The following is an 11,939-nucleotide window of genomic DNA, read 5'->3' as shown; positions in this document are numbered from 1 at the left end:
ATCAGTCCTTCTTGCCGCCGCCCAGGCTGAACAGGGCGGACACGCCGCCTTTGATGATGGCGAGGATCCACAGAAGCACGCCCAGCAAGATGCAGGGAATGCCGAAGATAAACCCGATACCGGACCCGCATAGCAGAATGCCGGCCAATACGAAAATCAGCCCGAGAAGCCCCATGAACGCACTCCCTATTCGCTGCGGCGCCGGCCTTTCAGCATGCCCAGCACCACGGAGATCAACCAGATCGGAATGACGATGACGGCACCGATCACGATATAGCCCGCGCTCCATTCAATGGCGCCGCGTGCGAAATCGTAAATCTTGCGAACCGTTTCGCCGAAATTGTCGAAGATGGTTTCCGGCGTGATGTCGAACTGAACCAGCAGCCAGCCGACAACGAAGCTGATCACCGCCAGCTTCAGCAGGGTCGCCATTACTTTCGACAGATCGGTGCGCATCGTGTCCCTTCCTTACGCCGCGGACAAATCTTCGCCCGCCAGCGCCCGATCGATCAAGGCGATAGTTTCCTTCAAGCCGTAAAGGGCAAAGAAGGAGCCGATCCGCGGACCCTGTTCCTGGCCCAGCAGGACTTGGTACAGCGCCTTGAACCAGTCGCGCAGATTGTCATACGGGTGCTGTTTGCCAATCTCGTAGACCTGGGTCTGGATATCCTCCGCAGAAGTGTCTTCCGCCATACCGGCCAGGGCCGTGCGCAGATCGGTCAGCGCCGCCCGGTCGGTTTCGTCCGGCGCCTTGAACGCCTTCTCCGGCTTCACGAAATCCTGGTAGTAGCGGATGGCGTAACCGACCAGCTTGTCCAGTTCCGGCGTTGCCTCGGGCGAGGCGTCGGGGACATAGCGGCTGATGAAACCCCACAGCACCGACTTGTCCTCGGTATTGCAGACCGACGCCAGGTTCAGCAGCAGACCGAAGCTGACCGGCGGCGCGCCATGCGGCGGCTGGCCGCGATGGATGTGCCAGATCGGGTTTTCCAGGCGCTTTTCCAGGTCTTCGTCGTCGAACTTGGACAGGTGGGTATAATACTCGTCCACCGCCTTCGGGATGACGTCGAAATACAGCCGCTTCGCCGTTTTCGGCTTCTGGAACATGAAGAGCCCCAGGCTCTCGTTCGGGGCATAGGTCAGCCATTCCTCCATCGACAGGCCGTTGCCCTTCGACTTGGAGATTTTCTGGCCTTCCTCGTCCAGGAACAGCTCATAGGTCAGGGTTTCCGGCTTCGGTGCGCCAAGGGCCTCGCAGATCCGGCTCGACAGTTTGACGGAGTCGATCAGATCCTTGCCGGACATCTCGAAATCGACGCCCAGCGCGTACCAGCGCATGCCCCAATCGGGCTTCCATTGAAGCTTGCAGCGCCCGCCGGTGACCGGGGTCTCGAATTCCTGACCGTCTTCGCGGCGATAGACGATGGTGCCGTTCTTGGCGTCCGTCGCGATCACCGGTGCCTGGTAGACTTCGTGGGTCTCGGGATCGACCGGCAGGAACGGCGAATACGTCGCCCGCCGCTCGTCGCGCAGGGACGGCAGCATGATCTTCTGGATCTGCTCATAGCATTCCAGGACGCGGATCAGGGCGTCGTCGAATTTGCCGGAGAAGTAATAGTCCGTGGACGAGGCGAATTCGTATTCGAAGCCGAAACTGTCCAGGAAATCCCGCAGGCGGGCGTTGTTATGCTCGCCGAAGCTGGGATGCGTGCCGAACGGATCGGGCACCTTGGTCAGGCGCTTGTTCAGGGCGGCGGTCAGCATTTCCTGGTTCGGCACGTTGGTCGGCACCTTGCGCAGGCCGTCCATATCGTCCGAAAAGGCGATCAGCTTGGTCGGAATGTCGCTCATCAGTTCGAAGGCGCGGCGGACCATGGTGGTGCGCAAGACTTCGCCGAAGGTCCCGATATGCGGCAGGCCCGACGGGCCATAGCCGGTTTCGAACAGGACGTAACCTTTCTCCGGATCCTTCTTCTCATAGCGTTTCAGGACCTTGCGCGCCTCTTCGAAAGGCCAGGCTCGGGCATTCAGGGCTAGGTCGCGCAGATTGGTCATCACACTGTCTCGTTTCAGGTAAAGGTTAAAAACGGGCCGGAAACTAGGCGCGGCCCGTGTTCGCGTCAACTGCGGCAGTGACGCGGCCATACGCATGGATGTGGATTCTTGAAATGTTATTGCGGTGCCAGGGTTTCGTTCTCGCCCACCCGGTCCTTGCCGAACAGGGCCCGGTACTGCTGAAGCGTATAATAGATGGCGACGCCGAGAAGATGCGTCACCTGCCCCGTTTCGGCGTTGCCCAGAGGCATGGTCAAGGCCTCGTAGCTGTAGGGGAGTTTGTCCAGTTCGCGGTCGCCCTTGCCGTAAACGGGTTCACCCGACGCGAATACCTTGCGGTAGCGGGTCAGCAGAGTTTTCCGCAGTACCAGATCGTCCAATTGCGAAACCCGGCTGCGGTACAGGCCGGGACCGAACCGTTCGGCCAGATGCGACCCTACCGCCAGGAAAAGAAAGTCCGGTTCCTGGTCATCATCATTGTCCAGCACGGTCAGAAGGATCGCGTGCTCGGCGAGTTTCCCCAAGGTTTCCGGCTCCAGATCCGAGAATTTGGGATAGGGGCGATCGGCCCGTAGACTGTTCCACAGATCATAGGCCGGTTGGATCGCGGCGCTGAATTCTTGCTTCATAAGGGCGTTCTCCCGTGATTAGTCTACAGGTCTGCGCCGCGTGCGCCATGGGCAATTTTGGGAGTTTCTATGGCCGATATCGTCATGCCGCCCTCCGGGGCCGGGGCCGGGGCCGGGGCCGGGGCCGGGACATTGGACCGGGAAACCCGGAACGCCTTGAAGGCGCTTTCGGCACCGTCCGACGTCGCCGGTCTGCGGCAACTGGCCGGGCATGCCGGGCTGATCGCGCTTGCCGCCGCTGCGGTCTACGCATCGCAACGCGCCTGGGGCCCCTGGGCTGCCTTGCCCTTTCAGGCGGTGCTCGGGGTATTCCTGGTCTTTCTCTTCGCCCCGCTGCACGAGACGATCCATCGCACCGCCTTCGCCAGCCGCCGGTTAAACGATGCGCTGGCCCTGGGCGCGGGGGCGATCCTGATCCTACCGCCGCAGTATTTCCGGGCCTTTCATCTGGCCCATCACCGGTATACGCAAATCCCGGGACAGGACCCCGAACTTGCCGGAAGGCTGATTTCAGGATTCGCCGGTTACGCCCTGTATCTCAGCGGGTTGCCCTATTGGCGCGCGGCGGTGGCCGGTTTGACCGGCCGGGCGCTGGGCCGGACGGCGGAACCATTCCTGACGGACCGGATCGCGCCCGCCGTCGTGACGGAGGCAAGGCTCTATCTGGCCTTCTATGGCACGGTCGCCGCCATTTCGGTCGCGATGGGCAGCGCGGCGGTGCTGACCTACTGGCTGGTCCCGGTGCTGTTGGGGCAGCCCTTCCTGCGCTTCTACCTTTTGGCCGAACACAATCTGTGCCCGCAGGTCGCGGACATGTTCCGCAATACCAGGACGACCCTGACACTTGGCATTGTGAGGTTTCTGGCCTGGAACATGCCCTATCATTGCGAACATCACGCCTTCATGGCCGTGCCTTTCCACCGGCTGCCCGACGCGCACAGGCTTCTGCGTAATCGAATCGAGACGATTTCGCCGGGATATCTGCCGTTCCACCGGCACTTCATTCGCGGATTGAGCGCGTTACCCGTTTCCGACTAGACTGGCCGCCTGTTCTCGGGGCGGGGTGGAAGTCCCCACCGGCGGTAACGGGCGGAGCGATCCGTCCGAAGCCCGCGAGCGCCTTCCGTCCGTCGGGCCGGAAGGGTCAGCAGATTCGGTGCGATTCCGAAGCCGACGGTCACAGTCCGGATGGAAGAGGACGGTAGATGGCGCAGCGCGTGGCCTTGTGTCGGCCGCACGAGGCGTGCGTCGACCCGTGCGCCCTGATTCTGAAACGTCCTATTGGAAGGAACGAGAGATGAATCAGCGGACCGACAACCAGTCGAGCCAAGTCAGTCAGAAAGAACCGGTAATTGCCGCCATCCGCGCGCGCTGGCATGCGGATATTGTCGACCGCGCCCACACAGCCTTTGTGGCAGCCGCCGGTGAAAACGGGATCGAGGGCGAGCGGATCCGGACCTATGATGTGCCCGGCGCCTTCGAGATACCGCTTTTGGCGCAGCGCCTGCTTCGTTCGGGCGAGGCGGATGCGGTCGTTGCCTTTGCTTTCGTCGTCGACGGCGGCATTTATCGTCACGATTTCGTCGCGTCGGCGGTGATCGACGGGCTGATGCGGGTGCAACTGGACGAGGGGGCGCCCGTTCTTTCTGTCGTACTGACGCCGCATCATTTCCATGAGCACGCGGTCCATACGGAGTTCTTCGCCGATCACTTTGTGACCAAGGGCAGGGAGGCGGCCGGGGCGCTCAATGCCGTTCTGGAACGTCCGATCATGTCCCGCGCGGCCTGATCGCCCTCACGGGAATGTCATGACTTGTCAATGGCGCGGGGCGGAAATGAACGTACATTCCGCCCCATACCGTCTATCAAGTATGGTCAGACCCAAATGAGTGAGAGCATGGCGACTCCGCCCACCACATCTTCCGCGACGCCCGCCGCCAAACCGCTGTGGCGCCGATTGCTGCCCTTGTTTGTCCTTGGGGGGCTGTTTGTCGGGTTCTTCGCCGCCGGATTGGACCGGTTCGTCAGTCTTGAGGCGTTGCAGGCGCACCGCGCGGACCTGCAGGGCTTTGTCGCCGCGCATGCGGTGGTCGCTGTACTGATCTACATGGCCGTCTATGCGTTGATGGTCGCGGCATCGCTGCCGGGCGCGACCTTGTTCACGGTGACCGGCGGGCTGTTGTTCGGCAGTCTGTTGGGCACCGCCTACACCGTCGTTGCGGCCACCATCGGTGCGACCGTCATTTTCTTGATCGCCCGTTCGGCCTTCGGCGATGCCCTGCGGCAGAAGGCGGGACGGCGGGTCGAGCGGCTGTTGGACGGATTCCGCGATAACGCGTTCAGCTATCTTCTGGTGCTGCGCCTGGTGCCGCTGTTCCCGTTCTTCGTCGTCAATGTCGCGCCCGCATTCGCCGATGTGCGGCTGCGCGTCTATGTCCTGGCGACGCTGATCGGCATCGTGCCGGGCACCTTCGTTTACGCCCAGGTTGGTGCCGGTTTCGACAGCGTGATCGCGTCGGGCGGCTCGCTCAGCCTGTCCGGCGTACTGACACCCGACGTGGTGCTGGCCCTGGCGGGGCTGGCGTTGCTGTCGTTGATCCCGGTTGCCTACAAATATTGGAAGGGCCGGCGGGACGCCTGACCTTTTCGGCCAGTCAGTTCTCGGAGACTTTGATGGTCTCTCCGTCCGTCCGAATTTCCCGGAAGATGGTGAACGCGTTCCCGGCATCGTCGCGGGCCCAGTATTGCAGCGTCATCCGGTCCGGATCGACCGGGGTCGCGATGTGATGGCCGCGCTGGGTCAGGCTGCCGCCCGGCTCGACCCGGTAGCGCACGCAGGCATCGGCGCAGACCTGGGCATCCTCGACGCAGACCTTGCCGCGATAGATGTAGAGGCCGATGCCCGATGTTTCCTTGAACCGCCGGTCATGGGTGAACCGGTGCCGGCCCTCTTCGAAGGAATAGGTGAAGTTTTCGAGTGTCAGGGTGAGACGTGCCGGCGTCGCGGAGGCGACGGAGGGTTCCGGCAATTCCCGTAGACAGGCGGTGCTGACTTCCGCCGTGACGATGTCGACGACCTTGTCGACGGTTTGCGTTTCAGTGCGCGCGCCATCGTCGCCGGACGTTCCCGCAGCCGGGGCCAGCGCGGACAGGGCGTCGGTATTGCCGCTATTCGCACTGTCCTGATCGTCACAGCCGGACAAAAAGGCGGCGGCCAGCATGATCGCCGCTATTCCCTGCCACCGCGTCATTCCATGGGTCCTCCGAACCGCCCGGTCACTCGTCACGCGCAATCGAACCCGATGCCGATGCGGTCTAGGCCGACGTGCCGCCGACGGTCAGGCCGTCCAGGCGCAAGGTCGGTTGGCCGACGCCGACCGGCACCCCCTGGCCTTCCTTGCCGCAGGTGCCGACGCCATCGTCCAGTTTCAGATCGTTGCCGATCATGGACACTTTCGTCAACGCATCCGCGCCATTTCCGATCAGGGTCGCGCCTTTCAGCGGCGCGCCGATCTTGCCGTTTTCGATACGATAGGCCTCGGTGCAGGAAAACACGAACTTGCCGTTGGTGATGTCGACCTGCCCGCCGCCGAAATTGACCGCGTAGATGCCCTTGTCGACCGACGACAGGATTTCGCCCGGATCCTTGTCGCCGCCCAGCATGTAGGTGTTGGTCATCCGTACCATCGGGCAATGGGCATAGGATTGCCGGCGCCCGTTGCCGGTCGACTTCACGCCCATCAGGCGGGCATTCATGCGGTCCTGCATATAACCTTTCAGAACGCCGTCCTCGATCAGGATGGTTTCGCTTGTCGGCGTGCCCTCGTCATCGACGGTCAGCGATCCGCGCCGGTCCTTCAGCGTGCCATTGTCGACGACCGTGACACCCGGCGCGGCGACGCGCTGGCCCAGCAATCCGGCGAAGGCCGAGGTTTTCTTGCGGTTGAAATCGCCTTCCAGCCCATGCCCGACCGCTTCATGCAGCAGGATGCCGGGCCAGCCCGGGCCCAGCACGACCGGCATTTCCCCGGCCGGGGCCGGTACGGCTTCCAAATTGATCAGGGCCTGCCGCAGCGCCTCGTCGACCTGGGCCTGCCAGCGGTCCGGCTTCACGAAGCCCGCGAAGTCCAATCGCCCGCCGCAGCCTTGGGATCCGGTTTCCATGCGGCCGTCCTGTTCCACGACGACGCTGACATAAATCTGCACCAACGGGCGGATATCCGCCGTGCGCTCGCCGTCTGGCCGCACGATCTGAACCGCCGCCCATTCGGCGCCCAACCGGGCGGATACCTGCTTGACGCGCGGGTCCTTGGCGCGGGCATAGGCGTCGATCTCGCCCAGCAGCGCGACCTTGGCGTCGAAGCTCATCGTCTCCAACGGATTGATGTCGGAATACAGCGCCATATTGGTCTTCGGCGGACCGCCGGCCAAAGTTCCGCCGTGGCCGCCATGAACGGCGCGCACCGCGTCCGCCGCCCGTTTTATGGCGGCTTCGCTCAATTCGCCGGAATGGGCGTAGCCGGAAACTTCCCCGACGACGGAGCGCAGACCGAAGCCCTGGGAGGTATCGAAACTGGCGCTTTTGATCTTGCCGTCTTCCAGCAGCAAGCTCTCGCTCTGCACATATTCCAGGTACAATTCGCCGTCTTCCGCGCCGTGCAGGCTGTCGGCGACCAGGGACGCGACCCGGTCCTGTTCCAGTTCGGTCCGGCCGTAGAACAGGCCGTCGGTGATGGCGATATCGGACATGAACTCTCCTTCCGAAGGCGCGGACGGCATGGGCCGCGCCGAATGACTGTGCCGGGTTTCCGGACCTTACGGCAAAATGTCCCGTAGCGTCCTTCGCCAGTTCGGGTTATGCAAGCCCCATCCCGGCGTGAATCGATCCTAGGAACCGCAGATAGGGACGCCATCGTTATGGGCAAGACCCAGGGTACAATCGATACGCAGCCCGCCCCGCCGGCAGACGCGCCGACCGCGGCCGCATCCGGCGCACCGCGCGCCGGACTCTTCGCCAGGGAGCACCGGTTGCGCTATGCGCTGACCAACGAATTGCACGCGCGGCCCTTCGAGATGCTGGAGCCGCCGGTCCGGATCAGCATGTACGCCACCATGCTGGCAGAAGGGCAGGATTCCGGCGTCCATGGGCACCTCAAGGACCTTTGCGACCGGCACGGGGTCAACCCGCCGACCGAGGACATGAACCATTTTTCCGCGGATTTCGGTCCGTTCCGCCTGCGGTTCGAACGGCATACGGAATTCGCGACCTATACGGTCCTGCGCCATGGCCGGTTCGACCGGCCCTTCGCTGCCAGCGCCGCGCAGTATCTGCCGAAGGATTGGCTGGCCGACCTGCCGGGCGAGGTTCTGGTGGCAACGAATCTGGCGGTGCTGCCGGTCGACGGCGAGGATCCGGATGTCCAGACATTGTCGGAAATGTTCGTGCCGGAGAGCCTGGTAACCAGCACCCTTTCCGGTTCTGCGGCCCGGGTCTGGTCCGATCTTCGGATTCACGGCGACGGCCATAACCGTATTCTGCTGAAACCCTACGATCTGCCGCCGGCCAAGGCGGGGCGCGTGGTGCAGCGGCTGCTGGAAATCGTCGCCTACCGAAATTTGGCGCTTCTCGCGCTGCCCGTCGCGCGGATGGTCGGGCCGGAACTGACGCGGATCGACCGCGGTCTCGCCTCCCTGACCGGCGAGATGGCCCAGATCGTGGAGCAGGGCAATGGTGACGGCACACGCCGCGAATCGGAGCTTCTGACCCAGTTGATGCAGATTTCGGCCGAGATCGAGCGGATGAATTCCGGACACAGCTACCGTTTCTCGGCTGCGCGGGCTTATTTCGCCCTGGTCGATGCCCGGTTGGACGAATTGCGCGAGGAACGGCACGAGGGCTATCAAACGATACGGGAGTTCCTCGACCGCCGCCTGGCACCGGCGCGCCGAACTTGCGAATCGGTCGAACTGCGGATGGCGGATTTGTCGCGCCGGGCGACGCGGGCGGCGAATCTGCTGCGCACGCGGGTCGATTTCATGCTCGAGAAGCAGAATCAGGGACTTCTGAGTTCGATGGATCGGCGGGCCCGCCTGCAATTGCGCCTGCAGCAGACGGTCGAGGGGCTCTCTGTTGCCGCCATAACCTATTATACGGTCGGTTTGATCGGTTATGGCGCCAAGGCCCTGTCGGAAATGGGGCTGCCCGTCTATCCCCCTTACGTTATCGGCGCGGCGGTCCCGCTGGTCGCCGTCGCGGTCTGGTCGGGCCTGCATCGCGTCCGCAAGCGCCTGGATCGGGACGAATGACGCGATTCCAGCCACGCATTGCGGGTGCTACAATCTGTCGCTGAGGCGGACGGCGGGTCTTTAGGATTGAAATGAGAATTCTTCGCAAGTCCCTGAATTCCGTTGATTTGCGGGCGATGCTGGTGTTTAACGCGCGGAGCTACCGGAGGGGCGTTCTATGGAATGTCCCTACCCGGCGTCGCCTTGAACGAGGCGCGTAGCGAGGTAGAATACGGGATGTTCGGAAAGCCGTAACGGAGGGGCCGCCTGATGGCGGTCATTTCACGGTCCGAAGCGACAAGGTTTGCATCGCGCCGGCGTGTTCGCGGGCGCGGGGGTTAAAACGGGAGAAATAGGGTGCGCAAGCTCTTCACCATCCTTTCGGGACTGAGCGCATTGGCGGTTGGCGCCGTGGCGACTGCTGGTCAAGCGTTGGCCGCGCAGGCCGAACCCTGGCAGTTGGGCCTGCCCGAGCCGGTTACGCAATTGGCCCGCGACATGGACAATTTCCATACCTACTGGCTGATGCCGATTATCACGGTGATCACGGTCTTCGTGCTGCTGCTGCTGCTCTATGTTTGCTGGCGGTTCCGCGAAAGCGCCAATCCGGTCCCGTCGAAGACGACGCACAACGCCTTGCTTGAGGTGCTTTGGACCGGCATTCCGGTGGTGATCCTGGTCGTTCTCGCCTTCCCGTCATTGTCGCTGCTTTATGCTACCGACGATTTCGAGGATTCTGAAATGACCCTGAAGATCGTCGGTCATCAGTGGTACTGGGAGTATCAGTATCCCGATCACGGCAACTTCAAGATCGACGCCTATATCGCGGCCCGCACCCATGAAGAGGCGGAGCAGCAGGGCGTGAAGCGGCTGATGGAGACGGATGAGGTGATCGTGCTGCCGGCGAATACGAAGATTCGCCTGCAGATGACCTCCGCCGATGTGCTGCACAACTGGTCGCTCAGCGATTTCGGCGTGCGCATGGACACTGTCCCGGGTCGCTTGAACGAATTCCCGCTGAGCCCTGTCGAGAAGCCGGGCGATTATTATGGTTTCTGCTCGGAACTGTGCGGCACCGATCACGCCTTCATGCCGATCCACGTTCGGGTTGTGCCGAAGGAAGAATTCGAAGCCTGGGCCGCCGAAGCGCGCGAGAAATACGACATTGTCGAGCAGGCGCATAAGCCCGGCACGGGGCCGGAAGTGGCCGTGTCGCCGGTTGGCGCCGCGCAGTAAATCGGGGCAGGAGTGGCCCGGAGGTGAGCCGGGCCGACCAAAGGAAGACGGAGAAGTTTGATGGCTAACGCTACTGCAGCGCATCACGACGACCACGGCACCCCGCGCGGGATTGCTCGTTGGCTTTATTCGACCAACCACAAAGACATCGGGACGATGTATCTCATCTTCTCGATCATCGCCGGTATCATCGGCGGTGCGGCGTCCGTCTATATGCGCATGGAGCTGCAGCAGCCCGGCATTCAGTACATGTCGGACGGCCACGAATGGAACATGGTGGTGACCGCGCACGGTCTGATCATGGTGTTCTTCGTCGTCATGCCCGGCCTGATCGGCGGCTTTGGCAACTGGTTCGTGCCGCTGATGATCGGCGCGCCGGACATGGCCTTCCCGCGGATGAACAACATCTCCTTCTGGCTTCTGATCCCGGCCTTCACGCTGCTGATCCTGTCCGCAATTCTGGGCGGCGGTGCCGGCACCGGTTGGACGATCTATCCGCCGCTTTCCAGTGCGGGTGGACCATTCTCAGGCCATGAAGGCCCGGCGGTCGACATGGCGATCTTTGCCCTGCACTTGGCCGGCGCAAGCTCGATCCTGGGAGCGATCAACTTCATCACCACGATCTTCAACATGCGTGCCCCGGGCATGACGCTGCACAAGATGCCGCTGTTCGCCTGGTCGATGCTGATCACGGCCTTCCTGCTGGTTCTGTCTCTGCCGGTTCTCGGCGGCGCGATTACCATGCTGCTGACCGACCGTAACTTCGGCACCGCATTCTTCCGCGCCGACATGGGCGGCGACCCGATCCTGTTCCAGCACCTGTTCTGGTTCTTCGGGCACCCGGAAGTCTACATCATGATCCTGCCGGCCTTCGGCATCCTCAGCCATGTCGTCTCGACCTTCTCCAAAAAGCCGATCTTCGGCTATCTGGGGATGGCCTATGCCATGGTCTCGATCGGTTTCGTCGGCTTTATCGTCTGGGCGCACCACATGTATACGGTCGGCCTGGACGTCGATACCAAGGCCTATTTCACGGCGGCGACGATGGTCATTGCCGTGCCGACGGGCATCAAGATCTTCTCGTGGATCGCGACGATGTGGGGCGGCTCGATCCGCTTTACCGTGCCGATGCTCTGGGCGATCGGGTTCATCTTCCTGTTCACGCTGGGCGGGGTCACGGGCGTTGTCCTGGCCAATGCCGGCATGGATGTGCAGATGCACGACACCTATTACGTCGTCGCCCACTTCCACTACGTCCTGTCGCTGGGCGCGGTCTTCGCGCTGTTCATGGGCATGTACTACTGGATGGGTAAGATGTCGGGCCGCGAAATTCCGACCTGGGCCGGTCACGTGCATTTCTGGACCACCTTCATCGGCGTCAACCTGACCTTCTTCCCGCAGCACTTCCTGGGTCTCGCCGGGATGCCGCGCCGGTATATCGACTATGCCGACGGGTTCGCCGCGTGGAACAACATCTCTTCGATTGGCGCCTATATTGCCTTCGCGTCGACGATCTTCTTCGTCATCGTGTTGATCTACACGCTGGCTGCCGGCCGCCGTGCAGAAGCCAATCCGTGGGGCGAAGGTGCGACGACGCTGGAATGGACGGTGTCTTCGCCGCCGCCGTTCCACACGTTCAATACCCTGCCGCGCATCACCGGTGGCGGCGGTCACTGATCGGCACGCCGCCGCGCCCTGGGACGACATCCCGATGGCGCGGCGGCGATCCCGACA

At 62.6% G+C, this 11,939-nt stretch carries 12 protein-coding genes and 1 riboswitch; of the genes, 6 read left to right on the top strand and 6 right to left on the bottom strand.

The window, feature by feature from the left end:
- Position 1: 1 nt before the first annotated feature.
- The 4 genes from ACO06O_RS15570 to ACO06O_RS15555 all read right to left on the bottom strand — a co-directional run bounded on the left by ACO06O_RS15570 (position 2) and on the right by ACO06O_RS15555 (position 2,684).
- Positions 2–175: a hypothetical protein gene (locus ACO06O_RS15570; RefSeq protein ID WP_421881663.1), complete on the bottom strand. Its 174-nt coding sequence runs from the start codon at positions 173–175 to the stop codon at positions 2–4.
- An 11-nt stretch (positions 176–186) separates the two neighbouring features.
- Complete coding sequence (locus ACO06O_RS15565) at positions 187–456, bottom strand: DUF6460 domain-containing protein (protein WP_420418509.1); 270 nt, start codon at positions 454–456, stop codon at positions 187–189.
- A 12-nt stretch (positions 457–468) separates the two neighbouring features.
- Positions 469–2,055, bottom strand: a complete 1,587-nt coding sequence (locus tag ACO06O_RS15560) for a lysine--tRNA ligase (protein WP_421881660.1) — start codon at positions 2,053–2,055, stop codon at positions 469–471.
- A gap of 116 nt (positions 2,056–2,171) precedes the next feature.
- The gene (locus ACO06O_RS15555) at positions 2,172–2,684 is read right to left on the bottom strand and encodes a PAS domain-containing protein (protein WP_421881657.1); all 513 of its coding nucleotides are present in this window, start codon (positions 2,682–2,684) and stop codon (positions 2,172–2,174) included.
- Between the two features lie 69 nt (positions 2,685–2,753).
- Here ACO06O_RS15555 and ACO06O_RS15550 point away from each other — a divergent pair, with 69 nt between their 5' ends.
- From ACO06O_RS15550 to ACO06O_RS15540, 3 genes are all read left to right on the top strand, one after another.
- Positions 2,754–3,722, top strand: coding sequence for a fatty acid desaturase (locus ACO06O_RS15550; protein WP_421881655.1), 969 nt, complete (start codon positions 2,754–2,756; stop codon positions 3,720–3,722).
- 7 nt (positions 3,723–3,729) lie between these two features.
- A riboswitch (FMN riboswitch) is annotated at positions 3,730–3,888 on the top strand.
- A gap of 93 nt (positions 3,889–3,981) precedes the next feature.
- Positions 3,982–4,473 carry a 6,7-dimethyl-8-ribityllumazine synthase gene (locus ACO06O_RS15545; protein WP_421881652.1) on the top strand — a complete coding sequence of 164 codons (492 nt, stop codon included), beginning with the start codon at positions 3,982–3,984 and terminating at the stop codon, positions 4,471–4,473.
- Between the two features lie 108 nt (positions 4,474–4,581).
- Positions 4,582–5,325, top strand: coding sequence for a TVP38/TMEM64 family protein (locus ACO06O_RS15540; RefSeq protein ID WP_421881650.1), 744 nt, complete (start codon positions 4,582–4,584; stop codon positions 5,323–5,325).
- Between the two features lie 13 nt (positions 5,326–5,338).
- Here the strand turns inward: ACO06O_RS15540 and ACO06O_RS15535 are convergent, their stop codons facing one another.
- Together ACO06O_RS15535 and tldD are read right to left on the bottom strand one after the other, a co-directional pair.
- A complete protein-coding gene (locus tag ACO06O_RS15535) occupies positions 5,339–5,935 on the bottom strand; it encodes a hypothetical protein (protein ID WP_421881647.1) in 597 nt (198 codons plus the stop codon).
- A gap of 64 nt (positions 5,936–5,999) precedes the next feature.
- Positions 6,000–7,433 (bottom strand): metalloprotease TldD, encoded by a 1,434-nt coding sequence (tldD, locus tag ACO06O_RS15530; protein WP_421881643.1) that lies wholly within the window; start codon positions 7,431–7,433, stop codon positions 6,000–6,002.
- A 168-nt stretch (positions 7,434–7,601) separates the two neighbouring features.
- On the opposite strand from tldD, the gene ACO06O_RS15525 reads away from it, so the two are divergent.
- From ACO06O_RS15525 to ctaD, 3 genes are all read left to right on the top strand, one after another.
- A complete protein-coding gene (locus ACO06O_RS15525; RefSeq protein ID WP_421881640.1) occupies positions 7,602–8,990 on the top strand; it encodes a DUF3422 family protein in 1,389 nt (462 codons plus the stop codon).
- 336 nt (positions 8,991–9,326) lie between these two features.
- On the top strand, positions 9,327–10,205 hold the full coding sequence (coxB, locus tag ACO06O_RS15520; RefSeq protein WP_421881637.1) for a cytochrome c oxidase subunit II: 879 nt from the start codon (positions 9,327–9,329) through the stop codon (positions 10,203–10,205).
- A gap of 60 nt (positions 10,206–10,265) precedes the next feature.
- Positions 10,266–11,882 (top strand): cytochrome c oxidase subunit I, encoded by a 1,617-nt coding sequence (gene ctaD / locus ACO06O_RS15515; RefSeq protein ID WP_421881634.1) that lies wholly within the window; start codon positions 10,266–10,268, stop codon positions 11,880–11,882.
- Positions 11,883–11,939: the final 57 nt, after the last annotated feature.

Source organism: Pacificispira sp. (genome assembly GCF_965228185.1).
Lineage (GTDB): Bacteria > Pseudomonadota > Alphaproteobacteria > UBA8366 > Aestuariispiraceae > Pacificispira.
Note: the sequence above shows the minus strand (reverse complement) of the source record. Positions and strands in the feature narration are given on the sequence as shown.